At 37.8% G+C, this 17,522-nt stretch carries 19 protein-coding genes; all 19 read left to right on the top strand.

The features are described 5' to 3' along the window. The first annotated feature begins 29 nt into the window (after window positions 1-29). The 19 genes from rpsP to tsf all read left to right on the top strand — a co-directional run bounded on the left by rpsP (window position 30) and on the right by tsf (window position 17,484). Window positions 30-302, top strand: coding sequence for a 30S ribosomal protein S16 (gene rpsP, locus JFU23_RS07100; protein WP_000268750.1), 273 nt, complete (start codon window positions 30-32; stop codon window positions 300-302). Between the two features lie 14 nt (window positions 303-316). After that, a complete protein-coding gene (locus JFU23_RS07095) occupies window positions 317-544 on the top strand; it encodes a KH domain-containing protein (protein WP_002088196.1) in 228 nt (75 codons plus the stop codon). 121 nt (window positions 545-665) lie between these two features. Continuing rightward, window positions 666-1,181, top strand: a complete 516-nt coding sequence (gene rimM, locus JFU23_RS07090; RefSeq protein ID WP_002014521.1) for a ribosome maturation factor RimM — start codon at window positions 666-668, stop codon at window positions 1,179-1,181. Then, entirely contained in the window at window positions 1,181-1,915 is a 735-nt protein-coding gene (gene trmD, locus JFU23_RS07085; RefSeq protein WP_002014522.1) for a tRNA (guanosine(37)-N1)-methyltransferase TrmD, read from the top strand. Before rimM ends, trmD begins: the two co-directional genes overlap by 1 nt. Window positions 1,916-2,061: 146 nt before the next feature. Beyond that, the gene (rplS, locus tag JFU23_RS07080) at window positions 2,062-2,406 is read left to right on the top strand and encodes a 50S ribosomal protein L19 (RefSeq protein WP_002014524.1); all 345 of its coding nucleotides are present in this window, start codon (window positions 2,062-2,064) and stop codon (window positions 2,404-2,406) included. A 100-nt stretch (window positions 2,407-2,506) separates the two neighbouring features. Next, entirely contained in the window at window positions 2,507-3,058 is a 552-nt protein-coding gene (lepB, locus tag JFU23_RS07075) for a signal peptidase I (RefSeq protein WP_002066791.1), read from the top strand. Between the two features lie 20 nt (window positions 3,059-3,078). Further along, a complete protein-coding gene (gene ylqF, locus JFU23_RS07070) occupies window positions 3,079-3,969 on the top strand; it encodes a ribosome biogenesis GTPase YlqF (protein WP_002014526.1) in 891 nt (296 codons plus the stop codon). 55 nt (window positions 3,970-4,024) lie between these two features. Further along, entirely contained in the window at window positions 4,025-4,798 is a 774-nt protein-coding gene (locus tag JFU23_RS07065; RefSeq protein WP_002142917.1) for a ribonuclease HII, read from the top strand. A gap of 193 nt (window positions 4,799-4,991) precedes the next feature. Beyond that, window positions 4,992-6,152 (top strand): ADP-forming succinate--CoA ligase subunit beta, encoded by a 1,161-nt coding sequence (gene sucC, locus JFU23_RS07060; protein WP_002014529.1) that lies wholly within the window; start codon window positions 4,992-4,994, stop codon window positions 6,150-6,152. A 19-nt stretch (window positions 6,153-6,171) separates the two neighbouring features. After that, complete coding sequence (sucD, locus tag JFU23_RS07055; protein WP_000115186.1) at window positions 6,172-7,074, top strand: succinate--CoA ligase subunit alpha; 903 nt, start codon at window positions 6,172-6,174, stop codon at window positions 7,072-7,074. Window positions 7,075-7,162: 88 nt separating this feature from the next. After that, entirely contained in the window at window positions 7,163-8,032 is an 870-nt protein-coding gene (gene dprA, locus JFU23_RS07050) for a DNA-processing protein DprA (RefSeq protein WP_002014531.1), read from the top strand. Window positions 8,033-8,176: 144 nt separating this feature from the next. Continuing rightward, the gene (topA, locus tag JFU23_RS07045; protein ID WP_002088184.1) at window positions 8,177-10,255 is read left to right on the top strand and encodes a type I DNA topoisomerase; all 2,079 of its coding nucleotides are present in this window, start codon (window positions 8,177-8,179) and stop codon (window positions 10,253-10,255) included. Between the two features lie 48 nt (window positions 10,256-10,303). Continuing rightward, on the top strand, window positions 10,304-11,608 hold the full coding sequence (gene trmFO, locus JFU23_RS07040; protein ID WP_002014534.1) for an FADH(2)-oxidizing methylenetetrahydrofolate--tRNA-(uracil(54)-C(5))-methyltransferase TrmFO: 1,305 nt from the start codon (window positions 10,304-10,306) through the stop codon (window positions 11,606-11,608). 71 nt (window positions 11,609-11,679) lie between these two features. Continuing rightward, on the top strand, window positions 11,680-12,579 hold the full coding sequence (gene xerC / locus JFU23_RS07035) for a tyrosine recombinase XerC (protein ID WP_078175468.1): 900 nt from the start codon (window positions 11,680-11,682) through the stop codon (window positions 12,577-12,579). 42 nt (window positions 12,580-12,621) lie between these two features. Continuing rightward, window positions 12,622-13,164 (top strand): ATP-dependent protease proteolytic subunit HslV, encoded by a 543-nt coding sequence (gene hslV, locus JFU23_RS07030; protein WP_002014538.1) that lies wholly within the window; start codon window positions 12,622-12,624, stop codon window positions 13,162-13,164. 23 nt (window positions 13,165-13,187) lie between these two features. Then, the gene (hslU, locus tag JFU23_RS07025; RefSeq protein WP_002014539.1) at window positions 13,188-14,579 is read left to right on the top strand and encodes an ATP-dependent protease ATPase subunit HslU; all 1,392 of its coding nucleotides are present in this window, start codon (window positions 13,188-13,190) and stop codon (window positions 14,577-14,579) included. 77 nt (window positions 14,580-14,656) lie between these two features. Beyond that, window positions 14,657-15,436: a GTP-sensing pleiotropic transcriptional regulator CodY gene (gene codY, locus JFU23_RS07020; protein WP_002014541.1), complete on the top strand. Its 780-nt coding sequence runs from the start codon at window positions 14,657-14,659 to the stop codon at window positions 15,434-15,436. Between the two features lie 355 nt (window positions 15,437-15,791). Beyond that, on the top strand, window positions 15,792-16,493 hold the full coding sequence (gene rpsB, locus JFU23_RS07015) for a 30S ribosomal protein S2 (RefSeq protein ID WP_002088178.1): 702 nt from the start codon (window positions 15,792-15,794) through the stop codon (window positions 16,491-16,493). A 103-nt stretch (window positions 16,494-16,596) separates the two neighbouring features. After that, window positions 16,597-17,484: a translation elongation factor Ts gene (tsf, locus tag JFU23_RS07010; protein WP_002088177.1), complete on the top strand. Its 888-nt coding sequence runs from the start codon at window positions 16,597-16,599 to the stop codon at window positions 17,482-17,484. Window positions 17,485-17,522 lie beyond the last annotated feature (38 nt).

Raw genomic sequence — 17,522 nt, 5'->3', positions numbered from 1 at the left:
TGTGAAATAAATTCGGAGGTGCTTTATAAATGGCAGTTAAAATTCGTTTAAAACGTATGGGAGCTAAAAAAACTCCTTTCTATCGTGTAGTTGTTGCAGATTCTCGTTCTCCTCGTGACGGACGTTTCATTGAGGAAATCGGTACTTACAATCCGGTTGCTCAACCAGCGGAAGTTAAGATCAACGAAGAAGCAGCATTAAAATGGTTAGGAAATGGTGCTAAACCATCTGATACAGTTCGTAACCTTTTCTCTAACCAAGGTATCATGGAGAAATTCCACTTATCTAAACAAGGTAAGTAATTGAGGCAATGACAATGAAAATGTTAGTCGAGACAATTGTTAAACCTCTTGTGGATCATCCTGGAGATGTAAAAGTTACACAGGAACTTTGCAACGGAGAAATAAAGTATCGATTAACTGTACATCCTGAGGATGTTGGAAAAGTCATTGGAAAGCAAGGGAAAGTTGCGAAAGCGATTAGAATGCTCTTGTATTCAGTGGGACATCATAATGATGAGAACGTCACACTGGAAATTCAATAAACGTAAAAAGGGCGAGGAGTTATTTCCTCTCCCTTTTTTAACATTTAAAGAGAAATTGCATGGTCCATATATAAAATGGAAATGCTTAATTTATATAGAAACCAGGGGTGACATACTATTTATGACAAAATGGTTTAATGTAGGGAAAATTGTAAATACTCATGGCGTAAAAGGAGAAATTCGTGTTATTTCTCGTACTGATTTTCCAGAAGAGCGATATAAAGTAGGGAACACGTTATACATATGGGATGAGAAAGGTACAGACTACCTTACAGTGAAGGTAACTTCTCATCGTCAACATAAGACATTTGATTTATTAACACTTGAAGGATACAACAATGTAGATGAAGTAGAGAAGTTAAAAGGTTCTTTAATAAAAGTACCAGAAGAGCAGTTAGGCGAACTAGCTGAAGGTGAATACTACTACCATGAAATTATTGGTTGCAACGTTGTAACGGAAGAAGGAGAAGCGTTAGGGACAATCAAAGAGATTCTATCTCCTGGTGCGAATGACGTTTGGGTGATTAAACGTCCAAAGGGTCAAGATTTGCTAATTCCTTATATTGATGACGTTGTACTTCAAGTTAACATTGAAAATAAATTAGTAACCATTCATGTAATGGAAGGGCTACTATAATGAAAATTGACATTTTAACATTGTTTCCAGATATGTTTACGGGTGTATTTGGTTCTTCAATTTTAAAGAAAGCACAAGAAAAAGAAGCGGTAGAGCTTCGTGTTGTCAATTTTCGTGAGTATACAACTAGTAAGCATAATAGTGTAGATGATTATCCGTATGGTGGGGGCGCTGGTATGGTATTAACCCCGCAGCCTATCTTTGACGCAGTAGAAGAGTTAACGAAGGAAACAGACCGTAAGCCGAGAATCGTCTTAATGTGTCCACAAGGAGAGCGTTTCACGCAGAAGAAGGCAGAAGAGCTTGCTGGAGAAGAGCATGTTATTTTTGTATGTGGCCATTATGAAGGATACGATGAACGAATTCGTGAGCATCTTGTAACAGATGAGATTTCTATTGGGGATTACGTATTAACGGGTGGAGAATTGGCTTCTATGGTAGTCACTGACAGTGTTGTACGTCTTTTGCCAGGAGTGCTTGGGAATCAAACGTCACAAGTGGAAGACTCTTTTAGCACAGGTTTGTTAGAACACCCACATTATACACGTCCTGCTGATTTTCGTGGTATGAAGGTACCGGATGTACTAATGTCAGGAAATCATAAAAACATTGATGAATGGCGCCATAAAGAGTCACTACGTCGTACGTACACACGTAGACCGGATTTACTGGAAGAACGAGAATTATCTAAGCAAGAAGAGAAATGGCTGGAACAGATTAAAGAAGACCGATAAGGGCTTGATATATTTTCTATTGCAACAGTCCTAGCAATATGCTATTATAACATTTGTGCTACTGAAATCAGTAGCCGTATTAACGATGTTCCGCTGTAATTTAATAAGACTTTATAAGAGCATCTGTTTAAAGGAGAGAATTTAATATGCAACAATTAATCACAGAAATCACAAAAGGCCAATTGAAAACTGACCTTCCTTCATTCCGTCCTGGAGACACTTTACGTGTACACGTAAAAGTAGTTGAGGGAACTCGTGAAAGAATTCAGCTTTTCGAAGGTGTTGTAATTAAACGTCGTGGTGGCGGAATCAGTGAAACATTCACAGTTCGTAAGATTTCTTACGGTGTAGGTGTTGAGCGTACATTCCCAGTTCACACGCCAAGAATCGCGAACATCGAAGTACTTCGCCGTGGTAAAGTACGTCGTGCTAAGTTATACTACTTACGTAACCTTCGCGGTAAAAAAGCACGTATTAAAGAAATTCGATAAGACATGTATGGGAGCTTGTAAATACACAAGCTCCCTTTTTCCAATCTATATGAAATTTTGGTATAATACGAGCAGCTTACATAACAGTGGAGGGGAAAGCATGAAGAAAGAGAAGAGCTCACTTTGGGAATGGATCAAAGCAATTTTGATTGCTGTTGTATTAGCGGGCGTAATTAGACAGTTTTTCTTTGCCCCAATTCTCGTAGACGGTGTATCGATGTCGCCGACTTTACATGACCGTGATCGAATGATTGTTAATAAAATTGGCTATCACATAGGTGATCCGAAACGCTTTGATATTATTGTATTCCGAGCGACGGAAGAAAAAGATTATATTAAGCGTATTATTGGCCTGCCAGGCGACGAAATCGAATACCGTAATGATAAACTATATGTTAACGGGAAACCTTATGAGGAGCCGTATTTAGATAAGCAGAAAAAACAACTTGCTGACGGACCGCTTACATATGATTTTACTCTTGAAGAAATGACAGGAAAGAAAACTGTTCCAGAAGGTCAATTATTTGTTTTAGGCGATAATCGTCGTTTTAGTAAAGATAGCCGTTCGATTGGTACAATTTCAATGGACCAAGTGATTGGTAAAGCAAATATGCTATATTGGCCGTTAAAAGATGCGCGTATTGTGAAATAAAAGAAAAAGAAGGTGGCAACATGGTAATTCAATGGTTCCCAGGACATATGGCAAAGGCTAGACGCCAAGTAACAGAAAAATTAAAGTTAATTGATGTTGTAATTGAGCTTGTAGATGCTCGATTACCTTTATCTTCTCGTAATCCAATGATTGATGAAATTATTACACATAAACCAAGGCTTGTTGTTTTAAATAAAGCGGATATGGCGGATGATCGTCTTACAAAGCAGTGGATTGCATATTTTGATGAAAGAGGTCAAAAGGCAATTTCAATTAATGCGCAAGCTGGACAAGGTATGAAAGAAATTGCAGCAGCTTGTAAAGTTCTTGTCAAAGAAAAATTCGATAAAATGGTTGCTAAAGGCATTAGACCAAGAGCAATTCGTGCTTTAATTGTAGGTATTCCAAACGTTGGTAAATCTACACTAATTAATAAATTAGCGAAGAAGAATATAGCAAAAACAGGAGATCGTCCTGGTGTGACAACGGCCCAGCAGTGGATTAAAGTTGGGAAAGAAATGGAATTATTAGATACACCAGGTATTTTGTGGCCTAAATTTGAAGATGAATTAGTTGGTCTTCGTTTAGCGACGACTGGTGCAATTAAAGATTCTATATTAAATCTACAGGATGTAGCTATTTATGCGTTACGTTTTATGGAAAAACATTATCCGGAACGTTTAAAAGAGCGATATAATTTAAATGACATTCCAGAAGAAATTGTGGAGTTATTTGATGCAATTGGAAAAAATAGAGGTTGCTTAATGGGCGGCGGAATGATTGATTATGATAAAACATCTGAGCTTATACTTCGTGAGCTTCGTGGTGGAAGATTAGGAAAAATGACATTTGAAACACCAGAAGAGTTTGCAGAGCAGGTAGAAGATGCGGAAAAAGTAGAAGAAGTATAAGACGTGCGTTTGTACGTCTTTTCTTTTTGGTTACGTTTAAAAGGAGTGTAAATAGATGCAAAAAATGACTATTCATGAAGCGGAATGTTTGCTGCAAGAAATTATGAATGAAGAAGACGAGCGTTTTCAAATGTTAGTGAAAGATGAGCGAAAAGGTGTTCAAAAACTAATTTTGAAGTGGTATAAACAAAAAGAGTTAGCGCAAAAAGAAAGAGAAAAATTTCTAGAAATGTCAAAGTACGAAAATGAGTTACGTGAAAAAGGGCTCACATACATTGCTGGTATTGATGAAGTGGGTCGTGGGCCGTTAGCGGGACCGGTTGTGACGGCGGCAGTCGTCCTTCCGGAAGATTTTTATATTCCAGGATTAAATGACTCGAAAAAATTAAGTGAAGCGAAACGTGAGCGTTTTTATGATGAAATTAAAGATCATGCAATTGCGATTGGAGTTGGAATTATATCACCACAAGTTATTGATGAAATAAATATTTATCAAGCGACGAAGCAAGCGATGTTAGATGCCGTTGCTAATTTATCATGTACACCAGAATATTTATTAATCGATGCGATGAAGCTTCCTACATCAATTCCGCAAACATCAATCATTAAAGGTGATGCGAAAAGTGTCTCTATTTCAGCTGCATCTATTATTGCGAAAGTGACGAGAGATCGCATGATGAAAGAGTTAGGAGGAAAGTATCCTGCATATGGATTCGAACAACATATGGGATATGGGACGAAACAGCATTTAGAAGCGATTGAAGTACATGGAGTATTAGAGGAACATCGAAAATCATTCGCGCCAATTAAGGATATGATTCAAAAATAAGCTGTATATTCACAGCTTATTTTTTATTTTGGTATATAAACATTATTATTTTCGAAAAAGAATAAAGCGATTTCAGTTTTCTGACACTTTATTGTAGACAGCGTGCCAATCATCTTATACAATGGCAATGTAATGTTTTTTAAACATTAAAAAACTTTTCGAGTAAAACAGGAAAACAGGGGAGGATGGGACCATGAATATCCATGAGTACCAAGGTAAGGCAGTCCTTAGAAGCTATGGGGTTAGCGTTCCGAACGGGAAGGTTGCATTTACAGTAGAAGAAGCTGTAGAAGCAGCGAAAGAATTAGGAACGGAAGTATGTGTAGTTAAAGCGCAAATTCACGCTGGTGGACGCGGCAAAGCTGGCGGTGTAAAAGTTGCGAAAAATTTAGAAGAAGTTCGTACATATGCAGAAAGCATTTTAGGAACTACACTTGTGACGCATCAAACAGGTCCTGAAGGTAAGGAAGTAAAACGCTTACTTATCGAAGAAGGTTGCGATATTAAAAAAGAATATTATGTAGGTCTTGTATTAGATCGTGCAACTTCTCAAGTTGTTTTAATGGCATCTGAAGAAGGTGGAACAGAAATTGAAGAAGTAGCAGAAAAAACGCCTGAAAAAATCTTTAAAGAATATATTGATCCAGCAGTAGGTTTACAAGGTTTCCAAGCGCGTAGAATCGCGTTTAACATCAATATTCCAAAAGAACTTGTAGGACAAGCTGTGAAGTTTATGATGGGCTTATACAGTGCGTTTATCGAAAAAGATTGCTCTATCGCTGAGATTAATCCACTTGTTACAACAGGTGACGGTAAAGTTATGGCGTTAGATGCAAAATTAAACTTTGATTCTAATGCGTTATATCGCAATAAAGACATTTTAGAACTTCGTGATCTTGAAGAAGAAGATTCAAAAGAAATTGAAGCTTCTAAATATGACTTAAACTACATTCCTTTAGATGGAAATATCGGTTGTATGGTTAATGGTGCAGGTTTAGCAATGGCTACAATGGATATCATTAAACATTACCATGGTGACCCGGCTAACTTCTTAGATGTTGGTGGCGGCGCAACAGCTGAAAAAGTTACAGAAGCATTCAAAATTATCCTTTCTGACAAAAATGTAAAGGGTATCTTCGTTAACATTTTTGGTGGCATTATGAAGTGTGATGTTATCGCAGAAGGTGTTATTGAAGCGACGAAGCAGGTAGGTCTTGAGTTGCCTTTAGTTGTACGTCTTGAAGGTACAAATGTAGAGCTAGGAAAGAAAATTTTAAATGAGTCTGGTTTAAATATTGTTGCAGCAGAATCTATGGCAGACGGTGCACAAAAAATTGTTTCACTAGTGGGCTAATAGAAAGCGGGGGAGAAAAATGAGCGTATTAGTTAATAAAGATACAAAAGTTATTGTTCAAGGTATTACAGGTTCTCAAGGGTTATTCCATACAAAGCAAATGATTGAATACGGTACGAAAATTGTAGGTGGTGTAACACCAGGTAAAGGTGGCACTGATATTGAAGGCGTACCAGTATTTGATACAGTAGAAGATGCTGTGAAAGCAACAGGCGCAAACGCTTCAGTTGTATACGTTCCACCCGCTTTTGCGGCTGATGCAATTATGGAAGCAGTTGATGCAAAGATTGATTTAGTAGTATGTATTACTGAAGGAATCCCTGTATTAGATATGGTAAATGTAAAGAGATATATGGCGGGTAAACATACACGTTTACTTGGACCAAACTGCCCTGGTGTCATTACACCTGACGAATGTAAAATTGGTATTATGCCAGGATATATTCACAAAAAAGGTCATGTTGGTATCGTATCTCGCTCTGGTACATTAACGTATGAAGCTGTACATCAGTTAACGCAAGAAGGTATTGGCCAATCTACTGCTGTAGGTATCGGGGGAGACCCTGTTAACGGTACGGACTTTATTGATGCGTTAAAAGCATTTAATGAAGATGAAGAAACGCATGCTGTAATTATGATTGGTGAAATCGGCGGTACGGCAGAAGAAGAAGCAGCAGAATGGGTACAAGCTAATATGACAAAACCAGTTGTAGGCTTCATTGGTGGTCAAACAGCGCCTGAAGGCAAACGTATGGGTCATGCTGGGGCGATCATTTCTGGCGGCAAAGGAACTGCTGCTGAAAAGATTAAAACAATGGAAGCTTGTGGTATTAAAGTAGCGGAAACACCAGCTGTTATGGGTGAAACATTAATCTCTGTTTTAAAAGAAAAGGGATTATTTGAGACTTGTAAAAACTACTAATCTTTTTGAAAGACACCTTCTTATTAGAGGGTGTCTTTTTACACATTTTTTGTTTACATAATAAAAATTATGGGTAAGGAGAATTGAGATGAAAAGAGAACGTTTATTGCACCTTCATTACATGTTGGCGGATCATTGGAAGGCGATGGAGAGACTACTATATGTTGATCCAGAACTGAAGGGAATATACACTTTTAGTCCGAAACAATTTGAATATTACGCTGGAATATCCTCGAAAAAATCTTTAGAACTAGTAAATTTTCTTCAAATTTCAAATCTCCAACAATATGTATCCCAGTTAGAAAAAAAGAGAATATTTTATATAACAATATGGGATAAGGACTATCCACAATTACTGCGAGAAATACAAGATCCCCCTTTTGTTTTATACGGAAAAGGAGAAAGAGATTTTCTAAATAAAGTAAATAAATTAGCGATTGTTGGAACGAGAGAACCGTCTTTATATGGAAAGGAGAGTATGAAGTTTATTTTACAACCTTTACTTGAAAAAGAATGGCTTATTGTTAGTGGGTTTGCAAGAGGGATAGATACAATTGCTCATGAAGTTACAGTAAGGCAGCATTGCCCGACCATTGCAATATTAGGACATGGATTATCTTATATGTATCCAAAGGAGAATAGAGGTTTATATGACACGTGGAAAGATTATATATTGTTATTGACAGAGTATCCGCCCCATTATGTGCCGAAAAAATGGTATTTCCCAAAAAGAAATCGAATTATTAGCGGTATAAGTAAAGGTGTTTTAGTTGTAGAAGCAAAAACGAGAAGTGGATCCCTTATTACTGCAGACCTTGCGCTAGAACAAAATAGAGAGGTGTTTGCGCTTCCTGGACCTATATTTATAGAGAGTGCAGCGGGAACGAATCATCTAATTCAACAAGGCGCAAAGCTAGTAAGAAATGCGGAGGATATCCTTGAAGAAATTTTAAATTAACCATATATTTTTATGTTTTTATTAAACAATTATTGACAAATGGTAGATTGTCGCTGTATGGTATATTCATTCTTGATTGACAAAAACAAGAGAAATCAATAAGATTGATGAAGACTTGAATCCACCTCTTAAGGAGGCACTAGCATGTCAGATTACCTCGTAATCGTGGAGTCGCCTTCTAAGGCGAAGACCATTGAAAAATATTTAGGGAAAAAATACAAAGTCGTCGCGTCCATGGGACATGTCCGCGATTTACCTAAAAGCCAAATGGGGATAGAAGTAAAGAATAACTTCACCCCGAAGTATATTACCATTCGTGGTAAGGGTCCCGTTTTAAAAGATTTAAAATCAGCGGCAAAAAAAGCAAAGAAAGTCTATCTCGCGGCCGATCCGGATCGTGAAGGAGAAGCAATTGCTTGGCATTTAGCAAATACGTTAAATGTGGACGTTGAATCAGATTGCCGAGTTGTATTTAATGAGATTACAAAAGATGCAATAAAAGAATCATTTAAATATCCTCGTGCAATTAATATGGATTTAGTAGATGCACAACAGGCAAGGCGTATACTCGATCGTCTTGTTGGTTACAATATTAGTCCTTTATTATGGAAGAAAGTAAAAAAAGGATTAAGTGCAGGACGCGTACAATCTGTAGCAGTTCGTTTAATCATCGAACGTGAAAAAGAAATTCAAAGTTTTGAACCTGAAGAATTCTGGACAATTAAAACAGAATTTGTGAAAGGGAAAGACACATTTGAAGCAAGCTTTTACGGTGTAGATGGTGAAAAAGTTCAATTAACGAACGAAGCACAAGTGAACGAAATAATCGAAAAGATGAAAGACAATGCGTTTTCGGTTGAAAATGTAACGCGAAAAGAGCGAAAGCGTAACCCTGCATTACCGTTTACAACATCTTCCTTGCAACAAGAGGCAGCGCGTAAGTTAAATATGCGAGCAAAGAAAACAATGATGCTTGCACAGCAGCTGTATGAAGGGATAGATCTTGGAAAACAAGGGACTGTAGGTCTTATTACGTATATGAGAACTGATTCAACACGTATCTCAGAAACAGCTCAAACAGAGGCTCGTGATTACATTACTGAGGCATTTGGTGCGGAATACATAGGAACAGAGAAGAGGAAAGAAACGAAAAAGTCGAAAGCACAAGATGCGCATGAGGCGATTCGTCCTACTTCGGTAATGAGAAAGCCAGAGGAACTAAAAAGTTTCTTAAGTCGTGATCAACTCCGTTTGTATAAACTGATTTGGGAGCGATTTGTTGCAAGTCAAATGGCATCTGCTATAATGGATACTGTTACAGCGAAACTCATTAATAACAATGTTCAGTTCCGTGCAAGTGGATCAGTTGTAAAGTTCCCAGGATTTATGAAAGTGTACGTAGAGTCGAAAGATGATGGTGCGGAAGAAAAGGATAAGATGTTGCCACCGTTAGAAGTAGGTGAAACTGTATTTTCAAAAGATATAGAACCAAAGCAACATTACACACAGCCTCCGCCGCGTTACACAGAGGCTCGTCTAGTAAGAACACTTGAAGAGCTTGGAATTGGGAGACCGTCTACTTATGTACCGACACTTGAAACAATCCAAAAACGAGGATACGTTGCTTTAGATAATAAACGCTTCGTTCCGACTGAGCTTGGTGGAATAGTAATCGAACTTATTTTAGAGTTTTTCCCAGAAATTATTAACATTGAATTTACTGCCAATATGGAGCAAAGCCTTGATGAAGTAGAAGAAGGAAATGCAAATTGGGTGAAAATTGTTGATGATTTCTACGTAGGATTTGAACCGCGCTTAGAAAAAGCGGAAAAAGAAATGCGTGAAGTGGAAATTAAAGATGAACCAGCTGGGGAAGACTGTGAATTATGTAGTCACCCGATGGTCTTTAAAATGGGTAAATATGGGAAGTTTATGGCTTGTTCAAATTTCCCGGAATGTCGTAATACAAAACCGATTGTAAAAGAAATCGGTGTTACTTGTCCGAAGTGTGATAAAGGGCAAATTATTGAACGCCGTAGTAATAAAAAGAAACGCCTTTTCTACGGATGCGGTACGTATCCAGAATGTGACTTTGTATCTTGGGATAAGCCGATTGGTCGTAAATGTCCGAAGTGTGAAGGTATGCTCGTAGAGAAAAAGTTAAAAAAAGGCGTGCAAGTACAATGTATTTCGTGTGATTATGAAGAAGAACAACAAATGTGAGCGTAACTGCTCACATTTTTTTCGGGAAGAAAAGGAAAGGTGATATATATGACAACACAAGTAGTAAACGTCATTGGCGCAGGTCTTGCAGGAAGCGAAGCAGCTTACCAAATTGCAAAGCGTGGTGTCCAAGTGAAATTATATGAAATGAGACCAGTAAGGCAAACACCAGCTCATCATACAGATAAATTTGCTGAATTAGTATGTAGTAACTCACTTCGCGCAAACACATTGACAAATGCTGTTGGTGTTATTAAAGAAGAAATGCGTCTAATGGATTCTGTCATTATTCGTGCAGCTGATGAGTGCTCTGTACCAGCAGGAGGTGCTTTAGCTGTAGACCGTCATGAATTCGCGGCGAAAGTGACTGAATATGTGAAAAATCATCCGAACGTAACTGTAATGAATGAGGAAATCACTGAAATTCCAGAGGGACCAACTGTTATCGCGACAGGTCCACTTACGTCTCCGGATCTTTCTGCACAATTAAAAAAACTAACAGGTGAAGATTATTTTTATTTCTATGATGCTGCAGCGCCAATCGTTGAGAAAGACAGCATTGACATGAATAAAGTATATTTAAAATCCCGTTATGATAAAGGTGAAGCGGCATATTTAAACTGTCCAATGACAGAAGAAGAGTTTGATCGTTTTTATGAGGCTTTAATTGCTGCTGAGACAGTGCCTTTAAAAGAATTTGAAAAAGAAATTTTCTTTGAAGGTTGTATGCCAGTAGAAGTTATGGCAAGTAGAGGAAGACAGACGTTAGTATTTGGACCGATGAAGCCTGTTGGGTTAGAAGATCCGAAAACAGGGAAAACACCGTATGCGGTTGTTCAGTTACGTCAAGATGATGCAGCAGGAACATTATATAATATTGTAGGTTTCCAAACACATTTAAAGTGGGGGCCACAAAAAGAAGTGTTACAGCTAATTCCAGGACTAGAAAACGCAGAGATTGTACGTTATGGTGTAATGCATCGTAATACGTTTATTAATTCGCCTAATTTACTTCGTCCAACATATCAATATAAACAACGTGATGATTTATTCTTCGCTGGTCAAATGACTGGTGTAGAGGGTTATGTTGAATCAGCAGCATCAGGATTATTAGCGGGTATTAACGCTGCTCGACTTGTAAAAGGTGAAGAGCCAGTTGTATTACCACCTGTAACTGCAATGGGAAGTATGGCAAATTATATTACTGCGACAAATGCGAAAAACTTCCAGCCAATGAATGCAAACTTCGGTTTATTTACACCGTTAGAGAAGAAAATTAAAAAGAAACAAGAGCGAAATGAAGCATATGCTACACGCGCTTTGGAAACAATTCAAAATTTTGTAAATATTTAATTAAATTTCTTGCAAAGGCTACTAAGTTGTGATACGATTTAGTAGCCTTTATTGAGGTGAATTATATGGATGTGAATGTGAAGAAATTGTTACAATTATTCGTTGGATATTTACAAATTGAAAGAAATTATTCAAAATATACAATTGCAAGTTATCAAAATGATTTAGAACATTTTGTGCAATTTATGGAGCGAGAAGGCATATCCTCTTTTTTAGATGTTACATACGCGGATGTTCGTTTATACTTGACGACGTTGCACGATCAGAAGTTAGCCCGTAAATCTGTCGCAAGGAAAGTATCAAGCTTACGAAGTTTATATCGTTTTTTGATGCGTGAAGGTTATCAAAAAGATAATCCGTTTGCACTTGCGTCACTTCCCAAGAAAGAATTGTCAATCCCAAAGTTTTTATATGCTGAAGAGTTAGAGGAATTGTTTGAAGTTTCTGATACAGGGGCACCATTAGGTCAAAGGAATCAAGCTTTATTAGAGTTGATGTATGCAACTGGGATTCGTGTAAGCGAATGCGTTAATTTGCAACTTACCGACATTGACTTTGCAGTGGGAACAATTTTAGTGATGGGAAAAGGGAAAAAACAAAGATATATTCCGTTCGGAAGCTATGCACAAGATGCTTTAATTACTTATATAGAGAACGGGAGAAAACAGTTAGCTCAAAAGACTGAAGAACAATCTCATATGGTATTTTTAAATGCGAAAGGTAAGCCGTTAACAGATCAGGGTGTACGTTATGTTTTGAACGAACTCATTAAGAAAGCTTCACTTACAATGCGGATAAGTCCCCATATGTTAAGGCATACATTTGCTACACATATGTTGGATGAAGGAGCGGATTTACGTACTGTGCAGGAGCTATTAGGTCATGAGAATTTGTCAACCACACAAATTTATACGCATGTCTCTAAAGAAAGATTGCGTTCTGTGTACATGAAGCATCACCCGCGGGCATAAATTGCTTTTAAGGCTATAAAAACATATAAAGGAGTTTTTTCTATGGGAAATTTCCACGCTACAACGATATTTGCAGTTCATCATAATGGAGAATGTGCAATGGCTGGAGATGGTCAGGTAACGATGGGGAATGCTGTTGTAATGAAACATACAGCTCGCAAAGTTCGCAAACTTTTCCAAGGGAAAGTTTTAGCTGGTTTTGCAGGATCAGTTGCTGATGCATTTACTCTTTTTGAAATGTTTGAAGGGAAATTAGAAGAGTATAATGGCAACTTGCAGCGTGCTGCAGTTGAGATGGCGAAACAATGGCGTGGTGATAAAATGCTACGTCAGCTAGAAGCAATGCTCATTGTCATGGATAAAACAACGATGCTCCTTGTTTCAGGTACAGGAGAAGTGATTGAACCAGATGATGGTATTTTAGCAATTGGTTCAGGCGGACATTATGCACTTGCTGCTGGTCGTGCTTTAAAGCAACATGCAAGTGAACATTTAACAGCGAAACAAATTGCGAAGGCCAGTTTAGAAATTGCAGGCGATATTTGTGTTTATACGAACCACAACATAATTGTTGAAGAATTGTAGAATCCGTAAGGGAGGCATTTTATATGCATTTACATTTTACTCCGCGTCAAATTGTGGAAAAATTAGACCAATACATCATCGGTCAAAAAGATGCAAAGAAAGCGGTTGCTGTAGCTCTACGAAATCGATACCGTCGCAGTAAATTAGTTGAAAATTTACGTGATGAAATTGCACCTAAAAACATTTTAATGATTGGACCGACAGGTGTTGGTAAAACAGAGGTAGCACGGCGAATGGCGAAACTCGTTGGAGCACCTTTTATTAAGGTTGAAGCGACGAAATTTACAGAAGTTGGATATGTGGGTCGAGATGTAGAGTCGATGGTCCGTGACCTTGTTGAAACATCCGTTCGCATTGTGAAAGAGGAAATGGTAGTTAAAGTTCAAGATAAAGCAGAAGAGCAAGCGAATCAACGTCTTGTTGAAATTTTAGTGCCGAGTCCGGAGAAGCAATCTGGATTTAAAAATCCATTAGAAATGCTTTTTGGTGGTAATCAAAATTCAAACCAAACATCTGATGCACAGGAAGATGATGAAATCGAAAAGAAACGTCAAGATGTGGAAAGAAAGCTTGCGGCAGGCCTTCTTGAAGATGAAGTGATATCGATCGAAGTGACGGAACAACAGTCTTCTATGTTTGATATGTTGCAAGGAACTGGCATGGAGCAAATGGGAATGAATTTCCAAGATGCACTAGGAAGTATCATGCCGAAAAAAACGAAAAAACGTAAACTTTCTGTAAAAGAAGCAAGAAAACTCTTGACAAATGAAGAGGCACAGCGCTTAATTGATATGGATGAAGTTACACAAGAGGCTGTTTATCGTGCTGAACAGCTCGGGATTATTTTTATCGATGAAATTGACAAAATTGCTGGTAAGCAGTCGAATAGCGTAGATGTATCGCGTGAAGGTGTGCAACGTGACATTTTACCGATTGTAGAAGGATCGAATGTAGCAACGAAATACGGATCAGTAAAAACGGATTATATTTTATTTGTTGCAGCTGGAGCGTTCCATATGTCTAAACCGTCGGATTTAATTCCGGAATTGCAAGGGAGATTTCCGATTCGAGTAGAATTAACAAAATTATCGGCGGATGATTTTGTTAAAATATTAATCGAGCCTGACAATGCGCTAATTAAACAGTACACGGCGTTATTAGCGACTGAAGGTATAGAAATTGAATTTTCAGACGAAGCTATTCGTAAGATTGCTGAGATTGCTTATCAAGTTAATCAGGATACAGATAATATTGGAGCGAGAAGACTTCATACTGTTATGGAGAAGCTCCTTGAAGATTTATCGTTTGAGGCATCTGAAATTACGTTAGAGAAAATAACGATAACACCTCAATATGTTGAGGAAAAATTAGCGACAATAGCTAAAAATAAAGATGTGAGCCAGTTTATTTTGTAATAGTGTCATCAGGTGACTCGCCCTAGTTTCCAAGTGATGAAAAAATATGTAAGTAACATGTAGGAGGAAATTTTGAAATGGAATTATTAGCAAAAACGAGAAAATTAAATGCGTTATTACAGAGCGCAGCAGGAAAGCCTGTAAACTTTAGAGAGATGTCTGACACAATGTGTGAAGTAATTGAAGCGAACGTGTTCGTTGTAAGTCGTCGCGGTAAATTATTAGGATATGCGATTCACCAACAAATCGAAAACGAACGTATGAAGCACATGCTTGCAGAGCGTCAATTCCCAGAAGAGTATACGCAAAGTTTATTCAATGTTACAGAAACATCTTCAAATTTAGGTGTGGATAGTGACTACACAGCATTCCCAGTAGAAAATAGAGAATTATTCGGTCAAGGTTTAACTACAATCGTACCAATCGTTGGTGGCGGTGAGCGTCTAGGTACACTAGTATTAGCTCGTCTTGGTCAAGAGTTCTTAGACGATGATTTAATTCTTGCTGAATACAGCTCAACTGTTGTAGGTATGGAAATCTTACGTGAAAAAGCAGAAGAAATCGAAGAGGAAGCACGTAGTAAAGCTGTTGTTCAAATGGCGATTAGCTCATTATCTTACAGTGAGTTAGAAGCAATCGAGCATATCTTCGAAGAATTAAATGGAACAGAAGGTTTACTTGTTGCAAGTAAAATTGCTGATCGCGTAGGAATTACTCGTTCGGTAATCGTAAATGCACTACGTAAATTAGAAAGTGCTGGTGTTATTGAGTCTCGCTCTTTAGGTATGAAAGGAACATACATTAAAGTGCTAAACGACAAGTTTCTACAGGAACTTGCTAAATTAAAAACAAACTAATTTATAAAAAAAACTCTCCTCAAGCGAGGAGAGTTTTTTGTTTTTTTAAGTGAATGATTTTGCTTACGTAAGGCGTCATGACAACATTCATTAGAAAACTATTAATTAACCTTCAATTCCTTGCTTAAAGGAATTGAAGGTTGGTAATACTAGGATTTGAGCGTGAAAAAAAGAAAGTTTTACATTGTTCGCATTTTCGACTTGATTGTAATATTTCAGTATGATATAGTAAGCAGTGGTGTCAGTACAAAGTACACACGTTTACTGATTTAAGTGTTGGTGCTACGTTCGTAGTTTCGCTTAGAGATGAAGTAAACGGAGGATATCAAAAAAACCATTTAGGAGGAACTAAATTATGTCAGTAATTTCTATGAAACAATTGCTTGAAGCTGGTGTTCATTTCGGACATCAAACTCGTCGTTGGAACCCAAAAATGAAGCGTTACATCTTCACAGAGCGTAACGGTATCTACATCATCGACTTACAAAAAACTGTGAAAAAAGTTGAGGAAGCTTACAGAACGATGCGTGACATCGCTGCTGAAGGTGGAGACATTTTATTCGTAGGTACTAAAAAACAAGCACAAGAAGCTATTAAAGAAGAAGCAACTCGTGCTGGTATGTACTTCGTTAACCAACGTTGGTTAGGTGGAACTTTAACAAACTTCCAAACAATCCAAAAGCGTATCAAGCGTCTTAAAGATATCGAAAGAATGCAAGAAGATGGTACTTTCGAAGTACTTCCTAAGAAAGAAGTTGTTCAACTTAAAAAAGAGTTAGAGCGTCTTGAGAAATTCTTAGGCGGTATTAAAGATATGAAAGGTCTTCCAAGTGCATTATTCATAGTAGACCCTCGTAAAGAGCGTATTGCAGTTGCTGAAGCACGCAAATTACACATTCCAATCATCGGTATCGTTGATACAAACTGTGATCCGGACGAAATCGATCACGTTATTCCAGCAAACGATGATGCAATTCGTGCTGTAAAACTTCTTACATCTAAAATGGCAGACGCGATCCTTGAAACAAAACAAGGTGAAGAAACTGTTACTGCGTAACAAATTTGGAAAGGTGATAAGGGGTTCGGCCTTTTATCACCTTTTTTAAGGTATAAACACCTTTATAAAAGGTATAAATACATATTTTAGGAGGATGAAAAATATGGCAATCACTGCACAAATGGTAAAAGAACTTCGCGAAAAAACTGGCGCAGGTATGATGGACTGCAAAAAAGCTTTAACAGAAACTAACGGCGACATGGAGAAAGCAATTGACTTCTTACGTGAAAAAGGTATTGCGAAAGCTGCTAAAAAAGCAGACCGCATCGCTGCTGAAGGTTTAACTTTCATCGAAACAAACGGTAACGAAGGTTTAATCTTAGAATTAAACTCTGAGACTGATTTCGTTGCGAAAAACGAAGGTTTCCAAGCGTTAATTAAAGAATTAGCTGCTCACTTATTAGCTAACAAACCTGCTAACGTTGAAGAAGCTATGGCTCAAACAATCGAAGGCGGCAAAACAGTAGAAGAGCACATCAACGAAGCAATCGCTAAAATTGGTGAAAAACTTACACTTCGTCGTTTCGAAATCGTATCAAAAACTGATGCTGATGCATTCGGCGCTTACCTACACATGGGTGGACGTATTGGTGTATTAACAGTTCTTGAAGGTTCTACTGACGAAGCAGCTGCTAAAGATGTAGCAATGCACATCGCAGCAGTTAACCCTAAATACATCGACCGCGATGCTGTAACAGCTGAAGAAGTTGAGCATGAGCGTCAAGTATTAACACAACAAGCTTTAAACGAAGGCAAGCCTGAAAAAATCGTTGCGAAAATGGTAGAAGGCCGTCTTGGCAAATTCTTTGAAGAGATTTGCTTACTTGACCAAACATTCGTTAAGAATCCTGACATGAAAGTTCGTCAATTCGTTGAGTCTAAAGGCGGAACATTAAAAGGATTCGTTCGCTACGCTGTTGGTGAAGGTATCGAAAAACGCGAAGACAACTTTGCTGAAGAAGTAATGAACCAAGTAAAAGGTAACAACTAATACAGATTAGGGAACACATTGTGTTCCCTTTTTTAAAA

Origin of the sequence: Bacillus sp. TH50 (assembly GCF_016650565.1) — a bacterium.
In the GTDB taxonomy this organism is placed as follows: Bacteria; Bacillota; Bacilli; order Bacillales; family Bacillaceae_G; genus Bacillus_A; species Bacillus_A mycoides.
Note: the sequence above shows the minus strand (reverse complement) of the source record. Positions and strands in the feature narration are given on the sequence as shown.

Excerpts from the sequence above, each read along its gene's own strand:
- rpsP (WP_000268750.1), top strand. The coding sequence starts at position 30 with ATGGCAGTTAAAATTCGTTTAAAACGTATGGGAGCTAAAAAAACTCCT.
- JFU23_RS07095 (WP_002088196.1), top strand. The coding sequence starts at position 317 with ATGAAAATGTTAGTCGAGACAATTGTTAAACCTCTTGTGGATCATCCT.
- rimM (WP_002014521.1), top strand. The coding sequence starts at position 666 with ATGACAAAATGGTTTAATGTAGGGAAAATTGTAAATACTCATGGCGTA.
- trmD (WP_002014522.1), top strand. The coding sequence starts at position 1,181 with ATGAAAATTGACATTTTAACATTGTTTCCAGATATGTTTACGGGTGTA.
- rplS (WP_002014524.1), top strand. The coding sequence starts at position 2,062 with ATGCAACAATTAATCACAGAAATCACAAAAGGCCAATTGAAAACTGAC.
- lepB (WP_002066791.1), top strand. The coding sequence starts at position 2,507 with ATGAAGAAAGAGAAGAGCTCACTTTGGGAATGGATCAAAGCAATTTTG.
- ylqF (WP_002014526.1), top strand. The coding sequence starts at position 3,079 with ATGGTAATTCAATGGTTCCCAGGACATATGGCAAAGGCTAGACGCCAA.
- JFU23_RS07065 (WP_002142917.1), top strand. The coding sequence starts at position 4,025 with ATGCAAAAAATGACTATTCATGAAGCGGAATGTTTGCTGCAAGAAATT.
- sucC (WP_002014529.1), top strand. The coding sequence starts at position 4,992 with ATGAATATCCATGAGTACCAAGGTAAGGCAGTCCTTAGAAGCTATGGG.
- sucD (WP_000115186.1), top strand. The coding sequence starts at position 6,172 with ATGAGCGTATTAGTTAATAAAGATACAAAAGTTATTGTTCAAGGTATT.
- dprA (WP_002014531.1), top strand. The coding sequence starts at position 7,163 with ATGAAAAGAGAACGTTTATTGCACCTTCATTACATGTTGGCGGATCAT.
- topA (WP_002088184.1), top strand. The coding sequence starts at position 8,177 with ATGTCAGATTACCTCGTAATCGTGGAGTCGCCTTCTAAGGCGAAGACC.
- trmFO (WP_002014534.1), top strand. The coding sequence starts at position 10,304 with ATGACAACACAAGTAGTAAACGTCATTGGCGCAGGTCTTGCAGGAAGC.
- hslV (WP_002014538.1), top strand. The coding sequence starts at position 12,622 with ATGGGAAATTTCCACGCTACAACGATATTTGCAGTTCATCATAATGGA.
- hslU (WP_002014539.1), top strand. The coding sequence starts at position 13,188 with ATGCATTTACATTTTACTCCGCGTCAAATTGTGGAAAAATTAGACCAA.
- codY (WP_002014541.1), top strand. The coding sequence starts at position 14,657 with ATGGAATTATTAGCAAAAACGAGAAAATTAAATGCGTTATTACAGAGC.
- rpsB (WP_002088178.1), top strand. The coding sequence starts at position 15,792 with ATGTCAGTAATTTCTATGAAACAATTGCTTGAAGCTGGTGTTCATTTC.
- tsf (WP_002088177.1), top strand. The coding sequence starts at position 16,597 with ATGGCAATCACTGCACAAATGGTAAAAGAACTTCGCGAAAAAACTGGC.